Genomic DNA, 26200 nt, shown 5'->3' with positions numbered 1-26200 from the left:
GCGGGCCCCCCTGCTTCCCCCGCGGCGGTCGGCGCGGGCCCGGCCTGGCCCACGACCGGGCGCGCGCCGCAGAGGCCCCCCCCCCCCGGCCCGGCGACGGGCGGCCTCTGCGCTGTCCACGAACAGATCACGCGAACCGCTGCCCCGCAGAGCCGTCGCAGGTCTGGAGCCGTACGTCGTCCTTCGCCGAGGCGAGGGTCAGGCACAGGCCCGTCGCGGCGGCCGGACGCAGGGTGTCGCCCTGGCGGACGAACTGCTGGTTGGTTCCGCCGTGGCAGTTCCACAGGACGAGGGCCGTGCCCGCCCGGTAGGCGCTGCCGGGGACGTCCACGCAGCGGTCCTGGGTGAGCTCGGTGTGCAGGGACCGTCCGGCGGTGTCGTACCACCAGCCCTGGTTGCGGTTCCCCGAGCAGTCCCAGCCGATGACGGCCGTGTTGTTCGCGCTGCTTCCTCCCTCGGCGTCGGCGCACGTGCCGGTGCCCGCGTTCCTCAGTGGCCGGTACGCGTCGTCCCAGCCGCCCTTGTAGAGCTTGGGGGTGCCGGTGCCGGCCGAATCGGCGCAACCCGCTTCCCGGTAGCCCGAGTTGTAGAGCTGGGTGAGGCAGGAGGCGAAGGCGCCGTGGCCGCGCGCGTTCGGGTGGAAGGACTGGCGCACGGAGTTGGAGTCGGGCGGGAACGGATGGGAGACGTCCACGTAGAGGCCGCGGGCCCAGGCCTCCTCCATGCAGACCTCGTGGCCCTGGAAGAGGCGGGAGTTGTCGAGGTAGAAGGCGCCGGACTCCTGGGCGGCTCTGCGCATACCGCGCTCGAAGGCGGGTACGGCCGCGTTGCGGCCCCAGGCGGCGTCGGAGTCGTAGCCGAGACAGCCGCCGGGCAGCTTGCCGTGGAAGTCGGGGTTGTCGTGGATGTCAGGGCCGATGGGGCTGGGGTAACCCATGAGGACGAGCTTGTAGTCACGGTCGGCGTAGCCCGCGCCGCGCATCACGGTCTTCAGGTCGGCGACGGTGGCCTCGACCTTGGGCACGAGCCCGTCGACCCTCGCCTGCCAGCCCGGCACGTACGTGGGTTCGCACGCGCCCTGGAGGGTGAGGTAGCGGGTCACGCAGTCGGTCATGACGGGACCGAACTGGAGGTCGTCGTTGGCGCCCGCGACGAGCACGATCATCTTGATCTTCGTGTTGCGCGCCTTGACGGCGAGAGCGTCGCTCTGCACCAGCTCGTCGGCGTACTGCTTGCTGCCGCCGATGCGGATGTTGCCGGTGTACGCGCCCGAGCAGGAGACGTTGTACGTCACGTCGGCCGGGATCCCGGTGCGGTGGATGGCGGAGTCGGGCGAGCGGTGACACCAGTTGTCCGGGCCGTTCGTACCGGCCTCGTAGGTGCCGACGCCCTCCCCCGATATCTCGCTGTCGCCGAGCGAGACGAGAGCGGTCCTGCGGTCGGCGAGGGGCCTCTCGGCCGGGTCCCCGTAGAGCTTGGTGGCCTCGGCGGCGCGGATCTTCTCGAGCTCGGGCGGGAGGGGGGTGGTGGCCGCGGCGGCGGGCGCCGCGGACGCGGTCGGCGCGGTCAGGCCGACGAGCGCGGCGGCCGTCGCCGCGACAACGGCGACGGCGCATCTGATGCTGGGTCTGGTGCGGTGCAGGACGTTCATGACGCCTCCCCGGTTTGGGTGTTACCCGAGGTATTTACTGGCGGGTAGGAGGCTTGGGAATAGCCAGAACAAGACAAGTGCTCACGTTTGACGGAGGGATGACGATGACAACGGCGATGAACGACGACGGCGGCGACAGCGGCCGGTACCGGATCGAGCACGACTCCATGGGCGAGGTACGGGTCCCCGCCGACGCCAAATGGCGGGCCCAGACGCAGCGGGCCGTGGAGAACTTCCCCATCTCCGGCCAGCGCCTGGAGCGCGCCCACATCGAGGCGCTCGCCCGTATCAAGGCGGCCGCGGCCCATGTGAACGCCGAGCTCGGGGTCGTGGACAAGGACATCGCGCAGGCCATCGCGGAGTCGGCCGGCGAGGTCGCCGACGGGCGCTGGGACGACCAGTTCCCCGTGGACGTCTTCCAGACCGGCTCGGGCACCTCGTCCAACATGAACACCAACGAGGTGCTCGCGACCCTCGCGACGGAGCGCCTCGGCCGCGACGTCCACCCGAACGACCACGTGAACGCGTCCCAGTCGTCGAACGACGTCTTCCCCTCGTCGATCCACATCGCGGCCACCGCCGCCGTCACCCACGACCTGATCCCGGCGCTCGGCCATCTGCGGGCGGCCCTGGAGCGCAAGGCGGAGGAGTTCGCCGACGTCGTGAAGTCGGGGCGTACGCACCTCATGGACGCGACGCCGGTGACGCTCGGGCAGGAGTTCGGCGGGTACGCGGCCCAGGTCGCGTACGGCATCGAACGCCTTCGGGCCGCGCTGCCGCGCCTGGCCGAACTGCCGCTCGGGGGAACGGCGGTGGGCACGGGGATCAACACGCCGCCCGGATTCTCGGCCGCCGTCATCGAGGAGGTCGCGCGGACGACGGGCCTGCCGCTGACCGAGGCGCGCAACCACTTCGAGGCGCAGGGCGCGCGTGACGGCATCGTGGAGACCAGCGGGCAGCTGCGGACCATCGCCGTCGGGCTGACGAAGATCGCCAACGATCTGCGCTGGATGGCGTCGGGCCCCCGCACCGGACTGGCCGAGATCAGCCTGCCCGACCTCCAGCCGGGCTCGTCGATCATGCCGGGCAAGGTGAATCCGGTCATTCCCGAGGCGGTGCTCATGGTCGCCGCCCAGGTCACGGGGAACGACGCGACGGTCGCCGCCGCGGGCGCCGCGGGGAACTTCGAGCTCAACGTCATGCTGCCGGTCATCGCCAGGAACGTCCTGGAGTCGATCAGGCTTCTCACCAACGTCGCGCGCCTGCTCGCCGACCGGACCGTCGACGGCATCACCGCGAACCGCGAGCGCGCCCGCGAGTACGCCGAGTCGTCACCGTCCGTGGTGACCCCGCTGAACAAGTACATCGGCTACGAGGAGGCCGCGAAGGTGGCCAAGAAGTCGCTGGCCGAGCGCAGGACGATCCGCGAGGTCGTCCTGGAGGGCGGCTACGTGGAGCGCGGCGACCTCACGGTCGAGCAGCTCGACGAGGCGTTGGATGTCCTGCGGATGACGCGCCCGTAACAGCGTTCGGCGACTGACCGAATTCGTGGCGCGCACCGCAGCGTCACGTGCCGGGGGCACCTAATATCTGTCCATGACGGACCGGACGAGCATTGTGGCGGGTGAGACCGACGGCAGCGTGGGGCGCTGGGCGCCCGGCAGCCGGATTCTGTGGCGTTACCGGACGAACGGCGGGGACGGCTTCCACATCTGCCGCCCCGTCACGGTGGTCGAGGACAGCGCCGAGCTGCTCGCCGTGTGGCTGGCACCCGGCACCGAGTGCGTGAAACCGGTGCTGGCCGACGGCACACCGGTGCACGAGGAGCCGCTGGCCACCCGGTACACGAAGCCGCGCACCGTGCTGCGCGACCGGTGGTTCGGCACCGGCGTGCTGAAGCTGGCGCGCCCCGGCGAGCCCTGGTCGGTGTGGCTGTTCTGGGATCCGGGCTGGCAATTCAGGAACTGGTACGTGAACCTGGAGCAGCCGCAGGTGCGCTGGGCCGGCGGCGTGGACTCCGAGGACCACTTCCTCGACCTGTCGGTCTCCGCGGACCGCACCTGGCGCTGGCTCGACGAGGACGAGTTCGCGCAGGCGCAGATCGCGGGCCTGATGAGCACGGCGCAGGCGGAATCCGTACGGAGAGCGGGGAGCGCCGCGGTCGAGGTGATCGAGCGCTGGGGGCACCCGTTCCCCGACGGCTGGCAGCACTGGCGGCCCGATCCGTCGTGGCCGGTTCCCGCGCTTCCGGGTGACTGGGACCGTACGCCCGCGCATGTGTCCTCATGAGACCCTTGATGCGCCCCCGTGGTTCAAACGTAGGATCGTCCTCCGCAAGTGCACACACGTACAACTCTTCGCGCTTGCAGCAGGTCTGACACGATGTCAACGAGGTCATCGAGGGGCGGCGGGACCGTGAGTCACGGCAGCGAGGGTTACGAGACGTACGGAGGCGGTCGCCGGACCCCGGCGCCGGACCGTACGGGCCAGGCCGAGGCCTTCGACGCGATCGGCGCCCGCTACGACGACGCCTTCCCCCACAAGGAAGGCCAGTTGGCCGCGGTGGACACGCTGCTCGCGGGCCTCGCGCCCGGCTCGCGCATACTCGAGGTGGGCTGCGGAACGGGAGTTCCGACGAGCCGTCAACTGGCGGACGCGGGACACTCAGTGGTCGGCGTGGACCTGTCGGCCGGCATGCTGGAGATCGCCCGCAAGAACGTCCCCGAGGCCGAGTTCCACCAGCTGGACCTCGCGTCACTGAGACCCGAACAGGGCCAGGAAAAGGGCGAGTTGGGCGAATTCGACGCCGTCACCTGCTTCTTCACGCTGCTGATGCTGCCGCGCGCCGAGATCCCCGCGGCGCTGCGGCTGCTGCGCTCGATGCTGCGGCCCGGCGGGCTGCTCGCCCTGTCGATGGTCGAGGCCGATCTGGACGACGCCGAGATTCCGTTCCTGGGGCACACAATCCGGGTATCGGGTTTTCTGCGGGACGAGCTGCGCCAGGTCGTACGCGACGCGGGACTGGAGATCACCGGCGAGCACACGTACGCGTACGCTCCGGCGAGCACCGAAGTACCACCCGAACACCAGCTGTTCTTCAACTGCCGGCGCGCCGGAAAGTGAAGCGGCACGTCGTTAGGCGCGCAGCCCAGGACGGACGGATTCGAAACGCGTGACGGAGCACCCCACCTCCCACGAGGGCCGCCGGCCGGCCGCCCGCCCCGCTGCCCCCGCGGACCCCCGCGGGGCCCTGAGGCGCGCCTCCGACGCGTTCCCCGCGCAGGGGCGCCCCGGAGCGACCGCGTCCGCCGACGACGCCGATCCCGCGCGCCGCGCGCCCGCGTCAGGCGCCCCCGCACCCCGCGGCGCCGCGCCCGAGCACTCCGGCGCGGCACCCGTACCCGAGCCCCCGCGCCGTGAGAGCGGTGGCGGTGGTGTGCCCGGGCGGCGCAAGCCCGGTTCCGCTTCCGGGGCCTCCGGGAGCGCGCCCGAGCACGCCCTGTCGGACGCCGGACCGGACGATCCCCACCGGCCGAGGCCCGTGCCCGACCGGCGCAGCGGTCAGCCGCGCCCGCCGGGGACACCCGTCCCGATGCGGCGGGACGGGGACCGGCTGCGCTTCGTGGGCGCCGCGACCCGGCGGATCGCCCGCGGGATAGACCTCGACGAGATCGTCATGGGCCTGTGCCGCGCCTCCGTGCCCACGTTCTCCGACGTGATCCTGGTGTATCTGCGGGACCCGCTGCCGGTCGGCGACGAGCGGCCCACCGGGCCCGTCGTGCTGCGGCTGCGCAGGACGGACCGGCTGCGCCTCATCGAGGAGGGCACCGAGGACCCGGACACCGACGGCGGCGGACTCCTGACCATGGCGGCCGGCACCGCCCAGGGCGACCCCGTCACCGCCGAGCTGTGCGAGGTGCGGACCGGGGGCGCGCTGGCCGAGGTACTGCGCGGCGTACGGCCCGTTTTCGCGGACTCGCCCGCCGCCCTGGCCGCGCTGCCGGAGCTGCTCGGCGACGACCCGGACCTCACCCTGCCCACCGGGCAGCGGGCGATCCTCGCGCCGCTGCGCGGGCGCCGCCGGGTGATCGGCGCGGTCGTCTTCCTGCGCCGCCCCGAACGCCACGCGTTCGAGAACGACGACCTGCTGGTCGCGGGGCAGCTCGCCACGCACAGCGCGCTCGGCATCGACAAGGCCGTCCTGTACGGCCGCGAGGCCTACATCGCCGACGAGCTCCAGCGCACGATGCTCCCCGAGACCCTGCCGCGACCGACGGGCGTGCGCCTCGCGTCCCGGTATCTGCCGGCCGCGGAGACCGCCCGCGTGGGCGGCGACTGGTACGACGCGATCCCGCTGCCCGGCAGCCGTGTCGCCCTGGTCGTGGGCGATGTCATGGGTCACTCCATGACGTCCGCCGCGATCATGGGCCAGCTGCGCACGACCGCGCAGACCCTCGCCGGTCTCGACCTGCCGCCGCAGGAGGTCCTGCACCATCTGGACGAGCAGGCCCAGCGCCTCGGCAGCGACCGCATGGCGACCTGCCTGTACGCGGTCTACGACCCGGTCTCGCACCGCATCACCATCGCCAACGCGGGCCACCCGCCGCCGGTGCTGCTGCATCTGGGCGGCCGCGCCGAGGTGCTGCGGGTCCCGCCGGGCGCCCCGATCGGCGTCGGCGGCGTCGACTTCGAGGCGGTCGAGCTGGACGCCCCGGCGGGCGCGACGCTGCTCCTCTACACGGACGGTCTGGTCGAGTCACGGCTGCGGGACGTGTGGACCGGGATAGAGCAGCTGCGGGAGCGGCTCGCCGCGACGGCGCAGCTGACGGGCCCCGACCATCCGCCGCCGCTCGAGGCGCTGTGCGACGAGGTCCTCGACATGCTCGGCCCGGGCGACCGGGACGACGACATCGCGCTGCTCGCGGCCCGGTTCGACGGGATCCCGCCGAGCGATGTCGCCTACTGGCTCCTCGACCCCGAGGACGCGGCGCCGGGCCGGGCCCGCCGGCTGGCGCGCAGCGCGCTCGCCCGGTGGGGTCTGGAGGAGCTGACGGACTCGGTGGAGCTCCTGGTCAGCGAGGTCGTGACGAACGCCGTGCGGTACGCGTCCCGGCCCGTCACGCTGCGCCTGCTGCGGACCGACGTGCTGCGCTGCGAGGTCGGCGACGACGTGCCGCAGCTGCCCCGGCTGCGGCAGGCCCGCGCCACCGACGAGGGCGGGCGCGGCCTGTACCTGGTCAACAGGCTGGCGCGGCGCTGGGGTGCGACGCGGCTGAGCACCGGCAAGGTCGTGTGGTTCGAGCTGGCGCACGGGAACGGCGCCTCCTGAACCTGGACAGACGAATGGGCCCGCAACCGTACGGTTACGGGCCCACTCGCGTGCGTCACTGTCAGCCGGTCATGCCGCGTGGCTTGTCGCCGCCCGAGTCGGCCGGGTCCTCCGGGACTCCGAAGGTCGGCGACGACGGGCCGGTCGGGGGCGTGACGCCGCCTGACGGATCGTCGGTCGGCGGAGTGGACTCGGGGGTCGACTCCGGGGCGCTCGGCGTGTCCTCGGGGGTCGACTCCGGGGCACTCGGCGTGTTCTCGGGGGTCGACTCCGGGGCACTCGGGGTGTCCTGCGGGGTGGACGGCACCTGGACGGCCGCGCCCATGTCCGTGTCGAGGTCGAACTCGCTCGGGGAACCCATCGCGTCGAACGTGTACGCCGCCCAGATCTCGGCCGGGAAGCCGCCGCCGTTGACACGGCCGCCGCCTCCGGCGCCCTTCAGCGTCACGTGCGTACCGGCCTTGACCACCGTGCCGTCGGACTTCTTGACGTCCGTGGCCTGCTCGCCGAACAGGCCCACCGAGGTGACCAGCTTCGGCGTGTAGCCCGTGAACCAGGCCGACTTGTCCTCGTCGGACGTACCGGTCTTGCCCGCGACGTCCTGGCGGGAGTTGCGCACGGCGAAGCCCGTACCGTCGTCGACCACGCCGGTGAGCACCGAGGTGACCGAGTCGGCGGCGCCGCGGCTGATGACCTGGGTGCCGATCGGGTCGGGGAGCTCGACCGTGCGGTCCTTGTGGTCGGCGCTCTTGAGGATCGCCGGGGTGACCTTCCTGCCGTGGTTGTCGAGGGTCGCGTAGACGCCCGCCATCTCCATCGGGCTGGCGCCCATGGAGCCCAGGGTCTGCGCGGGTACGGCCTGCTGGTCCTTGACGTCCATGCCGAGCTCGCCGGCCGTCTTCATGACCTCGTCCATGCCGACGTCCACGCCCATCTGCGCGAAGACGGAGTTGATGGACTTGTTCATGGCCTTCTGGACGGTGGAGGGGCCGTAGTCGACGTCGTCCTCGTTCGGCGGGGCGAAGCCGACCTTGCTGCCGCCGTCCACGACGGGGCGCCTGCTCGTGCCGTCGTAGATCGTGTTCGCGGTGATCGGCTTGCCGGTCTGCGTCTGCGCCTGGTTCTCCAGGGCCGAGGCGAAGATGAGCGGCTTGAACGTGGAGGCGGGCTGGTAGTCGCGCCGCGTCGCGTTGTTCGTCCAGTGCTTGGTGAGCCCCTCGCCGCCGTACAGCGCGAGGACGCGGCCCGTCTTGGGGTCGACGGAGACGGCGCCCGCCTGCACATTGGCGTCGGTCTTGCGGGACTTGGGGTTGAGCTTGCCGGTGAGCTTGGCCTTGACGGCCTTCTCCAGCTGGTCCTGCTTCTTCTTGTCGATGTTGAGCGTGATGGTCCAGCCGCCGTCGTTGACCATGTTCTCGGCGTCCTTCTCCGAGGAGCCCTGGGCGACGAGCTGCTGTTCCAGCGAGGCGTCGGCGGCCTTCACGAGATAGCCGGTCTGGCCTTCGAGGCCGGGCGCGGCCTTCGGCTTCTCCGGCACCGGGAACTTCATGCCGGCCCGCGCGCTCGCGGAGAGCCAGTGCTTCTCGACCATGTTGTCGAGCACGTAGTTCCAGCGCTGCTTCACCAGCTTCTTGCCGGTGTCGGAGGCGACGGCCCAGTCGTACTGGCTGGGGGCCTGGAGCAGCGCCGCGAGGTACGCGCCCTGCGCCACGTCCAGCTGGCTCGCGTCGACGCCGTAGTAGGCCTGGGCGGCGGCCTGGATGCCCGAGGCGCCGCGGCCGTAGTAGCTGGTGTTGATGTACCCCGCGAGTATGTATTCCTTGGACTTCTGGCGGTCCACCTTCAGCGAGATGACGATTTCCTTCAGCTTGCGGCTGACCGTCTGGTCCTGCGTCAGGTAGTAGTTCTTCACGTACTGCTGGGTGATGGTCGAGCCGCCCTGCTTGCCCTTGCCCGTGACCGTGTTGAGCACGCCGCGGGCGGTGCCGCGCAGGTCGACGCCCTTGTCGTCGTAGAACGACTTGTTCTCGGCGGCGACGAAGGTGTGCTGCACACCCGTGGGCACCTCGGAGAGGTCGACGATCTCGCGGTTGACATCGCCGGTGCGGGCCATGACCGAGCCGTCGCTGTACTTGTAGACGTTGCTCTGCTTCTTCGCGAGGGCGTTGCCCTCGGGCACGTCGATCACCAGGTACAGCACGATGAACGCGCCCATGCCGAGCAGGCACAGGCCGAGGAGCGTGCCGAGGATCTTCTTCCAGGTGAAGAAGCGGCGTATACCCGTGCGCCGGGTGGACGAGCCCCCGCGTGCCGCCCGGCGCGCGCCGCCGCGCTGCCGTGCTCGTCTCGCTTCCGCTCGACCCATGGCTCCCGTTACTCCGCTTCTAGTCGCTGACACAGCCGTGCGCACAGCGCGCACTTCACGCTCATCGGTGCTGAATCAGCTCATGAAGCTAACACCGCACCTAAGGGCAAAAAGCTGCCTATCCGGGCATTTCAGGACGTGACAATCAGCACCTGCCCCATGGGAACCGACGACCGAGAGGGGCGGATGGTTGCCGCCTGCGATAAAGTGATATCACTTTGCTAGACCTGGTTCGCGAGAACCGCCAGCTCACAGGACGGGGACCCTCATGTCCGAGACGGACACCACAGTCGACGTACCCGAGATGCCCAAGCCGCGCGTCAAGGAGGTCGTCGCTCACAGCATCGGCGGCGGGCTCGCCCTGCTGCTCGGCCTCATCGGCCTGATCGCGGGCGTCGCCATCATCGTGACCGGCGCCTCGCTGTCGTCGGCGGGCGGGAAGGCGGGGCTGATCGTCCTCGGCGTCGTGGTCGCGATAGCCGCTTTCTTCGCGATGTGCGGGCTGAACATGGTGGCGCCGGGCGAGGCCCGCGTCGTCCAGCTCTTCGGCCGCTACCGGGGCACGATCCGCGAGGACGGCCTGCGCTGGGTGAACCCGCTGACGTCCCGCACCAAGATCTCGACCCGCGTACGCAACCACGAGACGGCCGTCCTCAAGGTCAACGACGCCTACGGCAACCCGATCGAGCTGGCCGCCGTCGTCGTGTGGCGCGTCGAGGACACGGCGCAGGCCACCTTCGAGGTGGACAACTTCCTGGAGTTCGTCGCCACGCAGACCGAGGCGGCCGTGCGGCACATCGCCATCGAGTACCCCTACGACGCGCACGACGAGGCCGGCCTCTCGCTGCGCGGCAACGCCGAGGAGATCACCGAGAAGCTCGCCGTCGAGCTCCACGCGCGCGTGGAGACCGCGGGCGTGCAGATCATCGAATCGCGGTTCACTCACCTCGCATACGCCCCCGAGATCGCCTCGGCCATGCTCCAGCGCCAGCAGGCGGGTGCCGTGGTCGCGGCGCGGCGGCTCATCGTGGACGGCGCGGTCGGCATGGTCGAGGACGCGCTCGCCCGGATCACGGAGCAGGACTTCGTGGCGCTCGACGAGGAGCGCAAGGCGGCCATGGTCAGCAATCTGCTCGTGGTCCTGTGCGGCGACCGCGCAGCCCAGCCGGTCCTGAACACGGGAACGCTCTACCAGTGAGCCGCCCCGACGAGACGCACGAGGCCCACGAGGATCCCCCTCGGGGACCCGCGCGCCGGTCGCGGCCGCAGCGCAAGCAGGTACTGCTGCGGCTCGACCCGCTCGTGTACGACGCGCTCGCACGGTGGGCCGGGGACGACCTGCGCTCGGCGAACGCGCAGATCGAGTTCCTGCTGCGGCGCGCTCTCGCGGAGGCCGGGCGGCTGCCCGGCTCGGCGGGGCCGCTGCCGCGGCGGGGGCGGCCCCCCAAGGGATCCACGGGGGACGAGGAAGCGTGAACGGTCCGGGCGGACGCCCCGGACCGTTCACGCTTCCCCCCGAAGCCCTCCCGGAGCCCTGCCCCTAGCAGCTATACACACTACGTATACCTGCTATGTATAGTGGCCGCCATGTCCATCGGTCACACCCTTCTGGGACTTCTCGAGTCGGGCCCCCGGCACGGCTACGACCTCAAGCGCACCTTCGACGCCACCTTCGGGCACGACAAGCCGCTGCACTACGGACAGGTCTACTCGACCATGTCCCGGCTCCTGAAGAACGGCCTGGTCGAGGTCGACGGGATCGAGGCCGGCGGCGGCCCGGAGCGCAAGCGCTACGCCATCACCGACGCCGGCATCACCGACGTCCAGCGCTGGCTCGCCACCCCCGAGGCACCCGAGCCCTACCTCCAGTCCGTCCTCTACACCAAGGTCGTCCTCGCGCTGCTCACCGACCGCGACGCCGCCACGATCCTGGACACCCAGCGCGGCGAGCACCTGCGGATGATGCGCATCCTCACCGACCGCAAGCGCAAGGGCGACCTCGCCGACCAGCTCATCTGCGACCACGCCCTGTTCCACCTCGAAGCGGATCTGCGTTGGCTCGAACTCACGGCCGCCCGCCTGGACAGGCTCGCCGCGGAGGTGCGCAAGCCATGACCCCCGCCGGCTCCCTCCTGACCGCCCACGGTCTGCACAAGACCTACGGCGCCACCAAGGCCCTCAACGGCGCCGAGCTGTCCGTCCACCCGGGCGAGGTCGTCGCCGTCATGGGCCCCTCCGGCTCGGGCAAGTCGACCCTCCTGCACTGCCTCGCCGGCATCGTCACCCCCGACGAAGGCACCATCACCTACGCGGGCAAGAACCTCGCCACCCTGTCCGACGCCGCCCGCAGCGCCCTGCGCCGCAGCGACTTCGGCTTCGTCTTCCAGTTCGGCCAGCTGGTCCCCGAACTCACCTGCCTCGAGAACGTCGCCCTGCCCCTGCGCCTCAACGGCGCCAAGCGCAAGGCCGCCGAGGCCACCGCCCGCGCCTGGATGGAGCGCCTGGAGGTCGACGACCTCACCGGCCAGCGCCCCGGCGAGGTCTCCGGCGGACAGGGCCAGCGCGTCGCCGTCGCCCGCGCCCTGGCCACCGGCCCCCGTGTCCTGTTCGCCGACGAACCCACCGGCGCCCTCGACTCCCTCAACGGCGAGCGCGTCATGGAGCTGCTCACCGAAGCCGCCCGCTCCACCCACGCCGCCGTCGTCCTGGTCACCCACGAAGCCCGTGTCGCCGCCTACTCGGACCGCGAGATCATCGTCCGCGACGGCCGGTCCCGCGACATGGAGCGCATCGCATGAGCGCGACGCGCACGAAGCCGCAGCCCGCGCCCGCGGTCGCGGCGGAGTCCTCCGCGCCCACCGGTGTGCGCGCCTGGATCCGCGATCTGGGCATGGGCCTGCGCTTCGCGGCTGGCGGCGGGCGCGAGGGCTGGGTCCGCACGATCCTCACCGCCGTCGGCGTGGGCCTCGGCGTCGCGCTGCTGCTCGGCGCCGCGTCCGTGCCGTACCTCACCGACCACCGCAGCGAGCGCTCCTCGGCGCGCGAGGCCATGGACCGGCTGTCGGGACCGGGCAAGGTCAAGCGGTCCGACGCGACGCTGCTGATGCGGGACACGTTCACGACGTTCCGCGACCACTCGCTGGAGGGCAGGTTCGTACACGCCGAGGGCGGCCGGCCCGTCCTGCCGCCCGGCCTCGGCAAGCTGCCCGGCGACCACGAGATGGTGGTCTCACCGGCGCTGCGCGATCTCCTCGACGACCCCGGCGCGCAGCTCCTCAAGGAGCGCTTCAGCGACTACCGCGTCACCGGGACGATCGCCGACGCCGGCCTGGTCTCCCCTCAGGAGCTGTTCTACTACGCGGGATCCGGCACCCTCATGCCCAGCGACGGGGGTTACCGGGCGGCGCGGTTCGGCGACGACATGTCGGAGCCGCTGAACGCGCTCCTGATGGCGCTCGTCGTACTGATCTGTGTCGTACTGCTCACGCCCGTGGCCGTCTTCATCGGTACGGCGGTGCGGTTCGGCGGCGACCGGCGCGACCGGCGCCTGGCGGCGCTGCGCCTGGTCGGGGCGGACGCCAGGGCGGTACGGCGCATCGCGGCCGGTGAGTCCCTGTTCGGGGCGCTGCTCGGCCTGGCTGTCGGCGCCGTGTTCTTCCTCGCCATCCGGCAGCTGGTCGCCGTGGTCGACATCGACAAGGTCAGCGCGTTCCCGTCGGACCTGCGGCCGGTGCCGGTGCTCGCCGCGCTGATCGTCGTGGCCGTGCCGCTCTCGGCGGTCCTGGTCACCGTCTTCTCACTGCGCTCGGTGGCCATCGAACCGCTCGGTGTCGTGCGCGGCGGCACGCCCCGCGGGCGGCGTCTGTGGTGGCGACTGCTCCTGCCGATCGCGGGCATCGGGATCCTTCTGGCCGTCGGCCGGGTCAGCAGTACCGACCAGGACATCAGCACGTACGCCATCGCCACCGGCGCGACCCTGGCCCTGGTCGGCCTGAGCACGCTGCTTCCCTGGCTGCTCGAATCGGTCGTGGGCCGGCTGCGCGGCGGTCCGGTGCCATGGCAACTGGCCACACGGCGGCTCCAGTTGAGCAGCGGCACCGCGGCCCGAGCGGTCAGTGGCATCACCATCGCGGTGGCCGGCGCGGTCGCCCTGCAGATGATGTTCGCGTCGATGCACGACGACTTCAACCGGGTCACGGGCCAGGACCCGCACCGCGCTCAGCTGACGGTGCGCTCCCTGGTCGGCGACGGCAGGATCGCGCAGCGGATGATCGACGACTTCCGTGCCACGGAGGGCGTCCAGAGCGTCATCGGCACCGTGTCGACGTACGCCACGCGCCCCGGGCCGGTCGCGGAGGGCGAGATCCAGCCCACGACGATGATCAGCGTCGGCACCTGCGCGACCCTGCGCGAGCTGGCCCGCGTCGGCAGCTGCCGCGACGGCGACACCTTCGTCTCGCACACCGGCGACCGGAAGATGAACGACTGGGTCGACCGGTCGGCGCGCCCCGGCAAGCCCGTCGACGTGGGGCCCGGCGACGGCGGCGAGGCGAGCCGGATCCTGTGGACACTGCCCGCGGACGCCCGCACGGTGCAGGCGCGGCCCAGCCCGGCCGGCGACAAGGTCGACGGCATCCTCGCCACCCCCGGCGCGATCGACAGCACGAAGCTGACCGAGGCGACGACCACGGCCATGGTGCAGATCGACCCGAAGGTGCCGGACGCCGAGGAGTACGTGCGCAACACCGCGGCCCACATCGATCCGATGCTCGACGTGATGTCGATCAAGGCGGTCGACCGCGACAGGCAGTACGCGAGCATCGCGAGGGGCCTGCAGATCGGCGCGGCCGCGACGATGGCCCTGATCGCGGCGTCCATGCTGGTCTCCACGCTGGAGCAACTGCGGGAGCGCAAGAGGCTGTTGGCGGCCCTGACCGCGTTCGGCACACGGCGCCGCTCGATGGCCTGGTCGGTCCTGTGGCAGACGGCGATCCCGGTCGCGCTCGGCCTCGGACTCGCGGTCGGGGGCGGGCTCGGCCTCGGCTGTGTCATGACCCGCATGATCGACAAGCAGGTCGCCGACTGGTGGGCGTTCGCACCCCTCACGGCGGGCGGCGCCGCGCTCATCGCGGTGGTGACGCTCCTCAGCCTGCCGCCGCTGTGGCGCATGATGCGGCCGGACGGCCTGCGCACCGAGTAACACGCCCTGCCGGTACGGACGTTGTCGCCCCCGAGGTCACAGCACCCGTACCGGCAGCGGCCGCACCGCCTCGCGCAGGGCCGCGGCCAGCTCCTCGTACTCGGCGCTGCGCGCGGCGCCCGTCCGCATGGCGAGGGCGATGCGGCGGGTCGGCGCCGGGTCCTCGAAGAACCCGGTGAGCAACTGACTGCTGCGACTGGTCTCCACGGCGAGCGCGGTGCGCGGCAGCAGCGTCACGCCGAGCCCGCCCGCGACGAGCTGGACCAGCGTGGACAGACCGGCGGCCGTCGTGGTCACCGGGGCGTCCGCGCGGCCGGCCTCGCGGCAGATGTCGAGCGCCTGGTCGCGCAGGCAGTGCCCCTCGTCGAGCAGCAGGAGCCGCAGTTCGCGCAGCGCCTCGCGCGGGATGCCCTCCCGGCCCCCGAGCCAGTGGTCGAGCGGCGTGACGAGCACGAAGTCCTCGTCGAACAGCGGCAGTTCGGTGACGCCGGGCATCCCGAGCGGCACGGCGAGCAGCAGCAGATCGAGCCGCCCGGCCGCGAGCCCTTCCAGCAGGGACGACGTCTGCTCCTCGTGGACCTGGAGGTCCAGGTCCGGGTACTTCTCGTGGACGAGGCGCAGGACTGCCGGCAGGAGGTAGGGCGCCACAGTGGGGATGACGCCGAGCCGGAGCGCTCCCGTGAACGGCGCCCGTACCGCCTCGGCCTCCTCCATCAGCGCGCCCACCTCGTCGAGCACGGCCTTCGCGCGCACCGCGAGCCGCTCACCCGCGGGCGAGAGCAGCACCTTGCGGGTCGTGCGCTCGAGCAGGGTCACGCCGAGGGACTCCTCCAGGGCGGACACGGCGCCGGAGAGCGCGGGCTGGCTCATGCCGATCGCGGCGGCCGCGTCCCGGAAGTGCAGATGCTCCGCGACGGCGGCGAAGGCCCGTAGCTGCGCGAGACTCGGCTGTCGCCGCTTGATGCCGGCCACGGTCACTCCTCTTACCTACGGCTACTGATAGCCGGTTCCGATCAACACAACCGAGTCTAGCTATTTCCATAATCAATGCACCCTGTGCCACGATCGGGGCCAGTCCAACCCCCTTGGAAAGCCCTCAAAAAGGGCCCATCCATGCTGCAAGGAGTAGTGCGTGCTCACTGTCGGTGACAAGTTCCCCCAGTTCGATCTGACTGCCTGTGTCTCCCTGGAGAAGGGCAAGGAGTTCGAGCAGATCGACCACAAGACCTACGAGGGCAAGTGGAAGATCGTCTTCGCGTGGCCCAAGGACTTCACCTTCGTGTGCCCGACCGAGATCGCCGCGTTCGGCAAGCTGAACGACGAGTTCGCCGACCGTGACGCCCAGATCCTCGGCTTCTCCGGTGACTCCGAGTTCGTGCACCACGCCTGGCGCAAGGACCACCCGGACCTGACCGACCTGCCCTTCCCGATGCTCGCCGACTCGAAGCACGAGCTCATGCGCGACCTCGGCATCGAGGGCGAGGACGGCTTCGCGCAGCGCGCCGTCTTCATCGTCGACCAGAACAACGAGATCCAGTTCACGATGGTGACCGCCGGTTCCGTGGGCCGTAACCCCAAGGAGGTCCTGCGGGTCCTCGACGCCCTGCAGACCGACGAGCTGTGCCCGTGCAACTGGACCAAGGGCGAGAACACCCTCGACCCGGTCGCGCTCCTGTCGGGCGAGTGATCTGACATGGCTCTCGACGAACTCAAGTCCGCCGTCCCGGACTACGCCAAGGACCTGCGCCTGAACCTCGGCTCGGTCATCGGCAACTCCGACCTGCCGCAGCAGCAGCTGTGGGGCACCGTGCTCGCCTGCGCCATCGCGTCCCGCTCGCCGCGCGTCCTGCGCGAGCTGGAGCCGGAGGCGAAGGCGAACCTGTCGCCGGAGGCCTACACGGCCGCCAAGTCGGCCGCCGCCGTCATGGCGATGAACAACGTCTTCTACCGCACGCGCCACCTGCTCTCCGACCCGGAGTACGGGACGCTGCGCGCCGGCCTGCGGATGAACGTCATCGGCAACCCGGGCGTCGAGAAGGTCGACTTCGAGCTGTGGTCGCTCGCGGTCTCCGCGATCAACGGCTGCGGCCAGTGCCTCGACTCGCACGAGCAGGTGCTGCGCAAGGCGGGCGTCGACCGCGAGACGATCCAGGAAGCGTTCAAGATCGCGGCGGTCATCCAGGCCGTGGGCGTCACCCTGGACTCCGAGGACGTCCTGTCCTGACGGACGGATCACCCCGGTCATCGCATACGAGAACGCCGGGCGGGCTGAAGGAAATTCAGCCCGCCCGGCGTTCTCGTGCGTCCGGACCGAAGACCCTAGGTCTTCCCGGCCGTCGGATCGACCGGCGCCACGTCGATGGCGCTCGCCCCGTGCGGCGCGGGCGCCTGCCGCAGCGCCGCCTCCCGCGAGTGCGCGCGCAGATAGCCGACGACCGTGTTCGTCACGGCCACGAGCGGCACCGCCACCACCGCACCGCCGATCCCGTTCACCAGGCCCCCGGCAGCGACGGAGAGCACCACCGCGAGCGGATGCACCCGCACGGCCCGGCCCAGGATGAACGGCTGGAGGATGTGGCCCTCGATCTGCTGCACGGCCAGTACCACCGCGAGCGTCATGACGGCCGTGAAAACGCCCTGGGTGACCAGGGCCACCACCACCGCGAGCGCTCCCGAGATCACCGCGCCCACCAGCGGGATGAACGCGAACAGGAAGATGAAGACGGCGAGCGGCACCGCCATCGGGACGCCGAGGAAGAAGATGCCGAGCCCGATGAAGATCGCGTCGATCAGGGCGACTATCACCGTGCCGCGCACGTACGCGGTGAGCGTGCGCCACGCGCGGGGGCCCGCACCCGCGATGCCCGGACGGGCCTGCGCCGGGACGAGCCTGGTGGTCCACTCCCAGATGCGCCGGCCGTCGTAGAGCAGGAACAGCGTCGAGAACACCGTGAGCAGGATGCCGGTGAGGGCCTCGACGATGACGGTCACGCCTTCGAGGCCGGCGGACGTGATCTGGTCGGTGTTGGCGCCGACCGCGTCGCGCAGGGACTTGGCGATGTCGTTGATCTGACTCTCGGTCACGTGGAACGGGCTGTTGAGGAGCCATCTGCGCAGCTCGTCGATGCCGTCCTGGATCTGGTCCGAGAGGTTGTCGATGTTCTCCTGGACCTGCCACACGACGAACCAGCCGACGAGTCCCATGATGACGAAGCCGAGGATCGCGGTCAGCGCCGTGGCCAGGCCCCGCGGCACGCCGTGCCTCCTCAGACGGGCCACGGTCGGCTGGAGGAGCGCGGTGATGAGCATCGCGGCGACGAACGCGTACACGACCAGTTGCACGGCGCTGATGACCTTCATCAGGACCCACAGGGCGCCCGCGAGGACGAGCAGCCGCCAGCCGGCCTCGGCCGCGACCCGCATCCCCCACGGCACGGCCGCGACGGGGTCGGGCCTGGCCGCTATCGCGGGTGCGTACGCGGGCGGCGGGGGTACGTGGTCGCCGCCGCCGTGCTCCGGCCCGGTCACGGGCACCCGGGGCGCCTCGGCGGTCATGTGCGCGGATGCCCGAGCGGCGTCGTGGGCGTGCGGAGCGATGTCCGGAGCGGGGTCGTGCCCGCCGTCGTCACGCTCGGCCTCGGCGCGGCGCTCGTCCAACCGCTCCCCCATCCGGCTCAGCTCCTCGCCGAGCCGGCCGAGCCATCCTGGAACTCGCGACATGATCTGCCCTCTTCCCCCGTGCTCTCTCACCACTCCCCCGGGAGTCGTCGGCTCCGACCGTACATGCCGAAGCCCCTCACCGTATGACGGCGAGGGGCTCAGGAAGGTTGACGGGCCCAGGGACCCGTCATGAAGCTGTACCGGCTTCTAGTACCAGTGGTTGGCCTGCCAGAAGCTCCAGGCCTCGCACGGGCTGCCGTAGCGGCTGTCCATGTAGTTGAGGCCCCACTTGATCTGGGTGGCCGGGTTGGTCTGCCAGTCGGCGCCCGCGCTGGAGTACTTGGACGCGGGCAGCGCCTGGAAGAGACCGTAGGCACCGGAGGAGGCGTTGGTCGCCCGGTAGTTCCAGCTGGACTCGTGGTCCACGATGTTGCTGAAGCACTGGAACTGCCCGGCGGGCACCATCTGACGCGCCATCGCCTGAATCTGCGACGCCGTGTAGGAAGCCTGCGTGGCGAAGCTGGAGGCGTCGCGGGTGGCCGAGCGGCTGGCGACCTTCTTGGCCTCCTCGCGCTCCTTGGCCTCCTTCTCCGCCTTCTCCTTGGCGTCGGCGGCGGCCTTCTGCTTGGCGACGGCGTCCTCGGCGGCCTTCTTACGGGCTGCTTCCTCCGCCGACTTCTGCGCAGCGTTGTCCGCGGCGATGGCCTGCGTCTCCGCCTGCTGCGTCAGCGTGGCGGTCTGCACCTGGGCCTGCTGACCCGCGGGTATGTCGGCGAGGAGGGTCGCGTCGCTCGCCGTGGCCTCAGCCTCGTTGGTGGAGGGCTGAGCGGTGCTGCCCGAGGCAACACCCACGACTGCGCCGACTGTGGTGACCGCGGTGGCCGAAGCCACTGCGAATCCCCGGACCGAAATCCGGCTCACACGGTTTCCTTCCAGCATCGCCCGCTGTAGGTGACCCTCGCGGACGCAATCGTGCCCCTGGCGCTGGCCTCCCAACTGCGGGGTCACGGGAGACACGGGCCCGGTGGGCAACTCCCGCTACGGGAGAGCCGCGTGGTGCTCGGGCGGCATACGACGGCCTCTGTGAAGTTCTGGTGTCCGTGGTGCTCTTAATGCTGTGGATGCACAAGTGTCGTATGCGGGGCCTGACAGGACTGAGACTCTGCCGGACGCGGTTGCCTCAAGGCAATTCTCATCCAAGTGGGAAAGCTCACACCTCGTTTGCCCCAGCGGTTTCTCGGAAACAAGCGCACGGCACAACGCCGCCCGGCTAAGCTCCTGCGCTTCGCCGGGCGGCGCCAACTACCGCTCAACCCCTACAAGATGGGGCGCTTCACTCGCTCTCCCCTCACAAGGGGCCGTCCTCCAGCATCTCGGTGACCAGGGCCGCGATCTGCGAACGCTCCGAACGCGTGAGCGTGACGTGTGCGAACAGCGGGTGCCCCTTCAGCTTTTCGACGACGGCGACCACACCGTCGTACCGGCCGACCCGCAGGTTGTCGCGCTGCGCCACGTCGTGCGTGAGTACGACCCGCGAATTCGCCCCGATCCTCGACAGAACGGTCAAAAGGACGTTCCGTTCGAGGGATTGGGCCTCGTCCACGATCACGAACGCGTCATGCAGGGAGCGGCCGCGGATGTGGGTCAGCGGCAGGACCTCCAGCATGCCGCGCGCGGTGACCTCCTCGATGACGGCCTTGCCGGCGACGGACCCGAGCGTGTCGAAGACCGCCTGCGCCCACGGGCCCATCTTCTCCGCCTCGGTGCCCGGCAGATAGCCGAGCTCCTGGCCTCCCACCGCGTACAGCGGACGGAAGACCATCACCTTCTGGTGCTGGCGCCGTTCGAGCACCGCTTCGAGGCCCGCGCAGAGCGCGAGCGCCGACTTGCCGGTGCCGGCCCGGCCTCCCATCGACAGGATCCCGATGTCCGGGTCGAGGAGCAGATCGAGCGCGATGCGCTGCTCGGCACTGCGTCCCTTGATACCGAACGCCTCGCGGTCGCCGCGCACCAGACGGACGTTGCCCTCGGCCGTGATCCTGCCGAGCGCCTTGCCGCGCTCGGACTGGATGGTCAGGCCGGTGTGGACGGGCAGCTCCGCCGCCTCCGGTACGTACAGGCTCTCCTCCTCGAAGAGGAGGTCCACCTGCTCACCGGAGAGCCGCAGCTCGGACATCCCGGTCCAGCCGGAGTCCGTGATGGCGAGCTCGGCGCGGTACTCCTCGGCGAGCAGGCCGACCGACGACGCCTTGATGCGCAGCGGCAGATCCTTGGAGACGACGGTGACGTCGTACCCCTCGGCCTGGAGGTTGCGGGCGACGGCGAGGATGCGGGAGTCGTTGTCCCCCAGGCGGTAACCCGCCGGGAGAACGCCCGGATCCGAGTGGTTCAGCTCGACGCGCAGGGTCCCGCCCAGATCACCGATGGGGATCGGGGCGTCCAGGCGTCCGTGGCGGACACGGAAGTCGTCCAGCAGGCGCAGGGCCTGCCGGGCGAAGTATCCGAGCTCCGGATGGTGCCGCTTGGCCTCCAGTTCCGTGACCACGACGATCGGGAGCACCACTTCGTGCTCGTCGAACCTGGTCAGGGCGTTCGGGTCGGCCAGCAGGACGCTGGTGTCGAGAACATAAGTGCGCCGGTCGGGCTGGCGCTTGTTGCTGGTCACCACGGAAGGACGTACCCCCTCGGATGAGGTCGGGGAGCGACAGAGGGATCCCGGGCCGGGCGGGGCGGGTCGTACCCGCCGGTCGACGGCCGCGATGCGTGGGCCGTGGACCGGCCCCCAGCCTCTCCAGCGGAGCGCGTGCTCTCCGCGTGGTCGTCCTGGCGCAAAGGGCCTCCCGGGCGGACAGCCCCGTGCCGTCCGCTGAGACTCGACGTCCGTGAATCGGACATCGACCTGGAAGGCTTATTCCCTCGAACACGCGCGGCCATGCCACGGCATATGACGGCGCGCGCGTTAACTCCTGGTGACGTACGTCCCCGAGGTCAGCCGCCGTAACGCCGGTGGCGGGCGGCGTAGTCGCGCAGGGCGCGCAGGAAGTCCACCTTGCGGAAGGCGGGCCAGAAAACTTCGCAGAAGTAGTACTCGGAATGGGCCGACTGCCACAGCATGAATCCGGACAGGCGCTGCTCGCCGCTCGTGCGGATGACGAGGTCGGGGTCGGGCTGCCCGCTGGTGTAGAGGTGCTTGGAGATCTGGTCGATGTCGACGCTCTCGGCGATCTCCTCGAGGGCGGTGCCCTTGTCCGCGTGGTCGAGCAGGAGGGAGCGCACCGCGTCGGCGATCTCCTGGCGGCCGCCGTAGCCGACCGCGACGTTCACGAGTATCCCCGTGTTGTCGGCGGTGGCCTGCTCGGCCTCCTTGAGGACGGTCTGGGTGCGGGCGGGGAGGAGGTCGAGGGTGCCGACGTGGTGGACGCGCCAGCGGCCGTCGACGGCGAGGCTGCGGACGGTCTCCTCGATGATGCCGAGGAGCGGCCGCAGCTCCTCCTCGGGACGGTCGAAGTTGTCCGTCGACAGCATCCAGAGGGTGACGACCTCGACGTCCGTCTCGGCACACCAGCCGAGGAACTCCTCGATCTTGTACGCGCCGGCCTGGTGGCCCTGCGCCGCAGTGCCACCGGAAGCCTTCGCCCAGCGCCTGTTCCCGTCGAGGATGACCCCGATGTGTTTGGGCACCTGGTCGTGGTCGAGACGGCCTTCCACCCGGCGTGCGTAAAGTCCGTACACCAGGTCGCGCAGGTTCACTGTCTTTCAGCCCCTCCGTGCAGACGGCAGTCCCCGAGGGCGAAAGCCTACCGCTGTGAGGCGTAGTCCTCACTGTGGGGTGTCTGTGCTCCGATGCTGTGGGCTGTCGGTGCTCTGACGTAGCTTCGTACCCATGAACGACACGTCTTCCTACCGCGCCGCCGCGGACCGCTACGACTCGATGGAGTACCGGCGCACCGGCCGCAGCGGTCTCAAGCTGCCCGCGATCTCGCTCGGCCTGTGGCACAACTTCGGTGACGACCGCACCCTCGACTCGCAGCGGGAGATCCTCCGCCGCGCTTTTGACATCGGTGTCACCCACTTCGACCTGGCGAACAACTACGGGCCGCCCCCCGGCTCCGCCGAGCTGAACTTCGGCAAGATGTTCGCCCAGGACTTCGCCCCGTACCGGGACGAGCTGATCATTTCGACCAAGGCGGGCTATCTCATGCACCCGGGCCCGTACGGGGAGTGGGGCAGCCGCAAGTACCTGCTGTCGTCCCTCGACGCGTCCCTGTCACGGATGGGCCTCGACTACGTCGACATCTTCTACTCCCACCGCTTCGACCCGGACACCCCGCTCGAGGAGACGATGGGCGCGCTCGCGTCCGCCGTGCAGCAGGGCAAGGCGCTGTACGTGGGCGTGTCCTCGTACAACAGCGAGCAGACCGCCGAGGCGGCGCGCCTGCTGAAGGAGATGGGCGTCCCTGCGCTCATCCACCAGCCCTCGTACTCGATGATCAACCGCTGGACCGAGGACGACGGCCTGCTCGACACCCTGGAGACGGCCGGCATGGGCTGCATCTCCTTCGTGCCGCTCGCGCAGGGCCTGCTCACGGACAAGTACCTGAAGGGCATCCCGGAGGGTTCGCGCGCCACGCAGGGCAAATCCCTCGACCCGGGTCTCGCGGGCGACTCCGAGGTCATCCGCCGGCTGAACGGTCTCAACGACATCGCTCAGCGCCGCGGCCAGTCCCTCGCGCAGCTCGCGCTCAACTGGGTGCTGCGGGACGAGCGGATGACGTCGGCCCTGATCGGCGCGTCCAGCGTCCGGCAGCTCGAGGAGAACGTGGCGGCGCTGGCCGGCCCGAAGCTCACCGACGAAGAGCTGTCCGAAATCGATTCGTTCGCGGTGTCGACCCCGGGCACGAACATCTGGGCCGGCCGGAGCTGACCCCTCCCGTTCCGTTCCGCGGGCCGCGGCCCTCGCGCCAGGACTCCTTCTAGGCGCCGGGGGTACGCGGCCTGCGGAACCACGCGCCGGTGCTCGCCCGGCCGAGCAGGACGACCATGACGACCGCTCCGACCAGCGCGATGGGCCCACCGATGTTGCCGCGCATCGTCGCGCTCAGGCCGAGCAGGATCTGCACGCTCGCGATGACGATCGACGTGACGCGCAGCCCACGCCCCGCCCTCCCGTAGAAGCAGGCGAGGACCAGCAGCACGACGCCGAAGACGTTCCCGCCGAACGCGGCGCCGGCGCCCCGCGCCCCCTCGGTCACGCCGACCGCCGCGGAGGCGAGGAGTGCGAGGCCCACCATCACGTACGTGGTCGTCCGGGCGGCGCGGAGCGAGTGCGGCATGCTCAGGGGCGGTACGGAGGCGACCTGCGGGTTCGTCCCGTACGGTCCGGGCGCGCTGGAGGGGCCGGGGATATAGGGGACGGGAGCGCCGCGCCGACTCCGGTCTCCGTGCGGGCCGGTAGCGGTGGGCGGCGCCTGGTGCGGATGGTCGTTCGGCATGCCGGGGACTCTAACGGCGGCGCCGTGCCCCGAGGGGGCGCACACGCGCGCCCCGGCCGAAGACAAAAAACGGGCCGGTCCGTGGGGGGGAGACGGACCGGCCCGAGGGGGGGTTTCCACCATAACCCTTCGTAAGTGATGGTGGGTGCATCGGCGTGCGACAACTACTCTCCGAAGTCACCCGACGACGGCTGGACGTCTGTTTCCAGCCGGTTCGGGCGGGGTTTCGCAACGGTTTTCCCGGCTTGCGGCCCACACGCGGGGTCCCCCTCACGGGTTAGCCGGGCGACGCCGCGCGCTTGACGCCACAGCAGCCCCGGAGGTTGGCTGCGACCCCATGGCGACCTTCACCGTGCCGGGACTCGGGACCGAACTGCCGCTGGAGATCGCGGAGTCGGGACCGGCGCGGCGACGTGGCCTCCTCGGCCGGGACGGGGTGAACGGCGCGCTCCTGCTGACGTCGTCGTCGAGTGTCCACACCCTGGGGATGCGCTTCTCCATAGATGTGGCGTATCTGGATGGGCGCGGCACGGTGCTCTCCGTGCGGACGATGCGGCCCGGACGGATCGGACTCCCCCGGTTGCGCGCCCGGCGCGTCCTGGAGTCCGAGGCGGGGTCGATGGCGCGGTGGGGAGTGCGACGGGGGGTGCGGGTGACGGTCCTGGGATGGTGACGGCGTCTCGCGTCTCGCGTCTCGCGTCTCGCGTCTCGCGTCTCGCGTCTCGCGTCTCGCGTCTCGCAGGACGGTCCGGTGATCGCGGGACGGTCCGGTGACCCCGGATAAAGGGGAAGGCGAAGGCCCCGTACCCCCGGACGAAGGGGAAGGCACGCGGCACCGCGCAGCCCCCTCCACTGCACGGCGCCGCCGCGCAGCTTTGCTCACGCGAATTGCCTTGGTCTGAACCTACGTGACGGTGACACGTGTAGCGAGCCATTGTCGATAACGATGCGGAATCGGTTGGACGGCAGGACTCCGGAAGAGCCCGGTGAACTCCTCCCGCTTGCCCACCAATTGCCGTGAATCACCCGGCGATCGGTTTGCGGGCCTCGATCAGGTGGCGGGTGCTGTGGGCGACGAACGGCCCTTCCTGCGCGATCCGTTCATGCAGCTCGAGGAGTCGCGGCCGGTACGCCTCGACGGTGAAGCCCGGAACCATCCAGATCACCTTGCGCAGGAAGTGCACGACGGCCCCGACGTCGTGGAACTCGATGCGCAGACGCTCCGCGCGCAGGTCGACGACATCGAGGCCGGCCGCCTCGGCCTCGGCGCGCTCGCCCTCCGGGTCACGGCCGTTCCTGACCTCGTCCGGCTGCGGCCCGAGGAAGAACTCGACGACCTCGAAGACGCTGCTCGGGCCGACGTGCTGCGCGAAGTACGTACCCCCGGGCGCCAGTACCCGGGCGATCTCGGCGAACGGGGCCTTCACCGGATGGCGGCTGGTCACCAGGTCGAACGTGCCGTCGGCGAACGGCAGCGGCGCACCCTCCGGCGAGGCGACGACCACGACACCGCGCGGGGCGAGCAGCGCGGAGGCCTTGGCGACGTTGGGCGGCCAGCCCTCGGTGGTGGCGATCAGCGGGGGCAGCTTCGGCGCGGAGGCGAGCACCTCACCGCCGCCGGTCTGGAGGTCGAGCCCGGCCGAGGCCCGGCCCATGCGCTCGCCCATGGCACGCGCGTATCCCCAGGACGGCCGCTCCTCGGTGGCCCGGCCCTCGAACCACGAGAAGTCCCAGCCCTCCACGGGGGCGGCGGCCGCCTCCGCGAGGAGCTCGTCGAAGGGGCGGCCGGCGTGGGTGGGGGGTGTGCTCATGGGGCCATGTTCGCAGCGGTGCTCCCGCGACGGCACGTGCTTTTTGCGCGGGCCGCACGGGAGGGGGCGCTGTCGGCGGGCGCTGCTACGTTCCCCGCCATGGGAATCCACGTGCCCTGCACCGGGGGCGAGAAGGAAAGTCTGCTGGCGGCGCTGGACCGGCACCGCGATGTCGTGCTCTGGAAGCTGGAGGGTCTCGACGAGGAGCAGGTGCGGCGGCCGATGTCACCGTCGGGGAACAGCCTCCTCGGCCTGGTCAAGCATCTGGCGTCGGTCGAGTACGGCTGGTTCTGCGAGACGTTCGGACGGCCCGTGGAGCCGCTGTGGTTCGACCCCGAGACGGACGAGGACCTGCGGGTGGGCCCCGAGGAGTCCACGCAGAGCATCACCGCGTTCTACGGCCGGGCGCGGGCCGCGGCCGACGCCGTGATCGCCGAGGTCGGGCTCGAGGAGACCGGCACGTCGTGGAACGGCAAGAAGGTGTCGATGCGGTGGGTCCTCATCCACATGCTGGAGGAGACGGCCCGGCACGCGGGCCACATCGACATCCTGCGGGAGCTGATCGACGGCGCGGCGGGGGATCACCAGGGGGCGTAGAGAGTCGAGAGGGGTGGTGGTCGGGTCGTGGAGGGGGTGACGGTCAGGACGTCGAGGGGGATCGTCGGGACGTCCAGGGGTGACGGTCAGGACGT

23 protein-coding genes are annotated in these 26200 nt (G+C 70.8%); 14 read left to right on the top strand and 9 right to left on the bottom strand.

Annotated elements, in window-relative coordinates; translation table 11 throughout:
* Window positions 1–127: 127 nt before the first annotated feature.
* Entirely contained in the window at window positions 128–1651 is a 1524-nt protein-coding gene (locus ACFC96_RS25585) for a ricin-type beta-trefoil lectin domain protein (RefSeq protein WP_376614278.1), read from the bottom strand.
* A 116-nt stretch (window positions 1652–1767) separates the two neighbouring features.
* On the opposite strand from ACFC96_RS25585, the gene ACFC96_RS25580 reads away from it, so the two are divergent.
* From ACFC96_RS25580 to ACFC96_RS25565, 4 genes are all read left to right on the top strand, one after another.
* Window positions 1768–3174 (top strand): class II fumarate hydratase, encoded by a 1407-nt coding sequence (locus ACFC96_RS25580; protein ID WP_376614422.1) that lies wholly within the window; start codon window positions 1768–1770, stop codon window positions 3172–3174.
* Between the two features lie 73 nt (window positions 3175–3247).
* Window positions 3248–3940 (top strand): DUF402 domain-containing protein, encoded by a 693-nt coding sequence (locus ACFC96_RS25575; protein ID WP_376257781.1) that lies wholly within the window; start codon window positions 3248–3250, stop codon window positions 3938–3940.
* Window positions 3941–4033: 93 nt separating this feature from the next.
* On the top strand, window positions 4034–4774 hold the full coding sequence (locus ACFC96_RS25570; RefSeq protein WP_376257780.1) for a class I SAM-dependent DNA methyltransferase: 741 nt from the start codon (window positions 4034–4036) through the stop codon (window positions 4772–4774).
* 49 nt (window positions 4775–4823) lie between these two features.
* Window positions 4824–6980, top strand: a complete 2157-nt coding sequence (locus tag ACFC96_RS25565) for a SpoIIE family protein phosphatase (protein WP_376614277.1) — start codon at window positions 4824–4826, stop codon at window positions 6978–6980.
* A gap of 61 nt (window positions 6981–7041) precedes the next feature.
* Here the strand turns inward: ACFC96_RS25565 and ACFC96_RS25560 are convergent, their stop codons facing one another.
* The gene (locus tag ACFC96_RS25560) at window positions 7042–9345 is read right to left on the bottom strand and encodes a transglycosylase domain-containing protein (RefSeq protein ID WP_376614275.1); all 2304 of its coding nucleotides are present in this window, start codon (window positions 9343–9345) and stop codon (window positions 7042–7044) included.
* A 268-nt stretch (window positions 9346–9613) separates the two neighbouring features.
* On the opposite strand from ACFC96_RS25560, the gene ACFC96_RS25555 reads away from it, so the two are divergent.
* The 5 genes from ACFC96_RS25555 to ACFC96_RS25535 all read left to right on the top strand — a co-directional run bounded on the left by ACFC96_RS25555 (window position 9614) and on the right by ACFC96_RS25535 (window position 14545).
* Window positions 9614–10543 (top strand): SPFH domain-containing protein, encoded by a 930-nt coding sequence (locus ACFC96_RS25555; protein ID WP_376614273.1) that lies wholly within the window; start codon window positions 9614–9616, stop codon window positions 10541–10543.
* The gene (locus ACFC96_RS25550) at window positions 10540–10821 is read left to right on the top strand and encodes a hypothetical protein (protein WP_376257772.1); all 282 of its coding nucleotides are present in this window, start codon (window positions 10540–10542) and stop codon (window positions 10819–10821) included. Before ACFC96_RS25555 ends, ACFC96_RS25550 begins: the two co-directional genes overlap by 4 nt.
* A gap of 111 nt (window positions 10822–10932) precedes the next feature.
* Complete coding sequence (locus ACFC96_RS25545) at window positions 10933–11460, top strand: PadR family transcriptional regulator (RefSeq protein WP_376257770.1); 528 nt, start codon at window positions 10933–10935, stop codon at window positions 11458–11460.
* Window positions 11457–12143, top strand: a complete 687-nt coding sequence (locus tag ACFC96_RS25540) for an ABC transporter ATP-binding protein (RefSeq protein WP_376614272.1) — start codon at window positions 11457–11459, stop codon at window positions 12141–12143. Before ACFC96_RS25545 ends, ACFC96_RS25540 begins: the two co-directional genes overlap by 4 nt.
* On the top strand, window positions 12140–14545 hold the full coding sequence (locus ACFC96_RS25535; RefSeq protein WP_376614270.1) for an FtsX-like permease family protein: 2406 nt from the start codon (window positions 12140–12142) through the stop codon (window positions 14543–14545). The genes ACFC96_RS25540 and ACFC96_RS25535 overlap by 4 nt, the downstream gene beginning before the upstream one ends.
* Before the next feature lie 36 nt (window positions 14546–14581).
* Here ACFC96_RS25535 and ACFC96_RS25530 read toward each other — a convergent pair whose 3' ends face one another.
* The gene (locus ACFC96_RS25530) at window positions 14582–15523 is read right to left on the bottom strand and encodes a LysR substrate-binding domain-containing protein (protein ID WP_376257764.1); all 942 of its coding nucleotides are present in this window, start codon (window positions 15521–15523) and stop codon (window positions 14582–14584) included.
* A gap of 154 nt (window positions 15524–15677) precedes the next feature.
* Between ACFC96_RS25530 and ACFC96_RS25525 the strand changes: the two genes are divergently transcribed.
* Both ACFC96_RS25525 and ACFC96_RS25520 read left to right on the top strand, forming a co-directional pair.
* Window positions 15678–16232 (top strand): peroxiredoxin, encoded by a 555-nt coding sequence (locus ACFC96_RS25525; protein ID WP_100598182.1) that lies wholly within the window; start codon window positions 15678–15680, stop codon window positions 16230–16232.
* 6 nt (window positions 16233–16238) lie between these two features.
* Complete coding sequence (locus ACFC96_RS25520; RefSeq protein WP_100598183.1) at window positions 16239–16769, top strand: alkyl hydroperoxide reductase; 531 nt, start codon at window positions 16239–16241, stop codon at window positions 16767–16769.
* Window positions 16770–16864: 95 nt separating this feature from the next.
* On the opposite strand, the gene ACFC96_RS25515 is transcribed toward ACFC96_RS25520, so the two are convergent.
* The 4 genes from ACFC96_RS25515 to ACFC96_RS25500 form a co-directional block, all read right to left on the bottom strand.
* The gene (locus ACFC96_RS25515; protein ID WP_376614268.1) at window positions 16865–18265 is read right to left on the bottom strand and encodes an AI-2E family transporter; all 1401 of its coding nucleotides are present in this window, start codon (window positions 18263–18265) and stop codon (window positions 16865–16867) included.
* Window positions 18266–18412: 147 nt separating this feature from the next.
* The gene (locus tag ACFC96_RS25510) at window positions 18413–19144 is read right to left on the bottom strand and encodes a lytic transglycosylase domain-containing protein (RefSeq protein WP_376257760.1); all 732 of its coding nucleotides are present in this window, start codon (window positions 19142–19144) and stop codon (window positions 18413–18415) included.
* A 409-nt stretch (window positions 19145–19553) separates the two neighbouring features.
* Window positions 19554–20873, bottom strand: coding sequence for a PhoH family protein (locus ACFC96_RS25505; protein WP_376257759.1), 1320 nt, complete (start codon window positions 20871–20873; stop codon window positions 19554–19556).
* A 320-nt stretch (window positions 20874–21193) separates the two neighbouring features.
* Complete coding sequence (locus tag ACFC96_RS25500) at window positions 21194–21955, bottom strand: isoprenyl transferase (protein WP_116510472.1); 762 nt, start codon at window positions 21953–21955, stop codon at window positions 21194–21196.
* A gap of 133 nt (window positions 21956–22088) precedes the next feature.
* On the opposite strand from ACFC96_RS25500, the gene mgrA reads away from it, so the two are divergent.
* Window positions 22089–23129, top strand: coding sequence for an L-glyceraldehyde 3-phosphate reductase (gene mgrA / locus ACFC96_RS25495; RefSeq protein ID WP_376257755.1), 1041 nt, complete (start codon window positions 22089–22091; stop codon window positions 23127–23129).
* A gap of 49 nt (window positions 23130–23178) precedes the next feature.
* Here the strand turns inward: mgrA and ACFC96_RS25490 are convergent, their stop codons facing one another.
* Window positions 23179–23697 (bottom strand): hypothetical protein, encoded by a 519-nt coding sequence (locus tag ACFC96_RS25490; protein ID WP_376614266.1) that lies wholly within the window; start codon window positions 23695–23697, stop codon window positions 23179–23181.
* Between the two features lie 337 nt (window positions 23698–24034).
* Here ACFC96_RS25490 and ACFC96_RS25485 point away from each other — a divergent pair, with 337 nt between their 5' ends.
* Window positions 24035–24370 carry a DUF192 domain-containing protein gene (locus ACFC96_RS25485; protein WP_376257751.1) on the top strand — a complete coding sequence of 112 codons (336 nt, stop codon included), beginning with the start codon at window positions 24035–24037 and terminating at the stop codon, window positions 24368–24370.
* A 349-nt stretch (window positions 24371–24719) separates the two neighbouring features.
* Here ACFC96_RS25485 and ACFC96_RS25480 read toward each other — a convergent pair whose 3' ends face one another.
* On the bottom strand, window positions 24720–25508 hold the full coding sequence (locus ACFC96_RS25480; protein ID WP_376614264.1) for a class I SAM-dependent methyltransferase: 789 nt from the start codon (window positions 25506–25508) through the stop codon (window positions 24720–24722).
* A gap of 99 nt (window positions 25509–25607) precedes the next feature.
* Between ACFC96_RS25480 and ACFC96_RS25475 the strand changes: the two genes are divergently transcribed.
* A complete protein-coding gene (locus ACFC96_RS25475) occupies window positions 25608–26105 on the top strand; it encodes a DinB family protein (RefSeq protein WP_376614262.1) in 498 nt (165 codons plus the stop codon).
* Window positions 26106–26200 lie beyond the last annotated feature (95 nt).

This window comes from Streptomyces sp. NPDC055955, assembly GCF_042270245.1.
In the GTDB taxonomy this organism is placed as follows: domain Bacteria; phylum Actinomycetota; class Actinomycetes; order Streptomycetales; family Streptomycetaceae; genus Streptomyces.
Note: the sequence above shows the minus strand (reverse complement) of the source record. Positions and strands in the feature narration are given on the sequence as shown.

Excerpts from the sequence above, each read along its gene's own strand:
- mgrA (WP_376257755.1), top strand. The coding sequence starts at position 22,089 with ATGAACGACACGTCTTCCTACCGCGCCGCCGCGGACCGCTACGACTCG.
- ACFC96_RS25580 (WP_376614422.1), top strand. The coding sequence starts at position 1,768 with ATGAACGACGACGGCGGCGACAGCGGCCGGTACCGGATCGAGCACGAC.
- ACFC96_RS25570 (WP_376257780.1), top strand. The coding sequence starts at position 4,034 with ATGTCAACGAGGTCATCGAGGGGCGGCGGGACCGTGAGTCACGGCAGC.
- ACFC96_RS25585 (WP_376614278.1), bottom strand. The coding sequence starts at position 1,651 with ATGAACGTCCTGCACCGCACCAGACCCAGCATCAGATGCGCCGTCGCC.
- ACFC96_RS25515 (WP_376614268.1), bottom strand. The coding sequence starts at position 18,265 with ATGTCGCGAGTTCCAGGATGGCTCGGCCGGCTCGGCGAGGAGCTGAGC.
- ACFC96_RS25560 (WP_376614275.1), bottom strand. The coding sequence starts at position 9,345 with ATGGGTCGAGCGGAAGCGAGACGAGCACGGCAGCGCGGCGGCGCGCGC.
- ACFC96_RS25475 (WP_376614262.1), top strand. The coding sequence starts at position 25,608 with ATGGGAATCCACGTGCCCTGCACCGGGGGCGAGAAGGAAAGTCTGCTG.
- ACFC96_RS25545 (WP_376257770.1), top strand. The coding sequence starts at position 10,933 with ATGTCCATCGGTCACACCCTTCTGGGACTTCTCGAGTCGGGCCCCCGG.
- ACFC96_RS25510 (WP_376257760.1), bottom strand. The coding sequence starts at position 19,144 with ATGCTGGAAGGAAACCGTGTGAGCCGGATTTCGGTCCGGGGATTCGCA.
- ACFC96_RS25555 (WP_376614273.1), top strand. The coding sequence starts at position 9,614 with ATGTCCGAGACGGACACCACAGTCGACGTACCCGAGATGCCCAAGCCG.
- ACFC96_RS25490 (WP_376614266.1), bottom strand. The coding sequence starts at position 23,697 with ATGCCGAACGACCATCCGCACCAGGCGCCGCCCACCGCTACCGGCCCG.
- ACFC96_RS25520 (WP_100598183.1), top strand. The coding sequence starts at position 16,239 with ATGGCTCTCGACGAACTCAAGTCCGCCGTCCCGGACTACGCCAAGGAC.
- ACFC96_RS25535 (WP_376614270.1), top strand. The coding sequence starts at position 12,140 with ATGAGCGCGACGCGCACGAAGCCGCAGCCCGCGCCCGCGGTCGCGGCG.
- ACFC96_RS25480 (WP_376614264.1), bottom strand. The coding sequence starts at position 25,508 with ATGAGCACACCCCCCACCCACGCCGGCCGCCCCTTCGACGAGCTCCTC.
- ACFC96_RS25575 (WP_376257781.1), top strand. The coding sequence starts at position 3,248 with ATGACGGACCGGACGAGCATTGTGGCGGGTGAGACCGACGGCAGCGTG.
- ACFC96_RS25540 (WP_376614272.1), top strand. The coding sequence starts at position 11,457 with ATGACCCCCGCCGGCTCCCTCCTGACCGCCCACGGTCTGCACAAGACC.
- ACFC96_RS25485 (WP_376257751.1), top strand. The coding sequence starts at position 24,035 with ATGGCGACCTTCACCGTGCCGGGACTCGGGACCGAACTGCCGCTGGAG.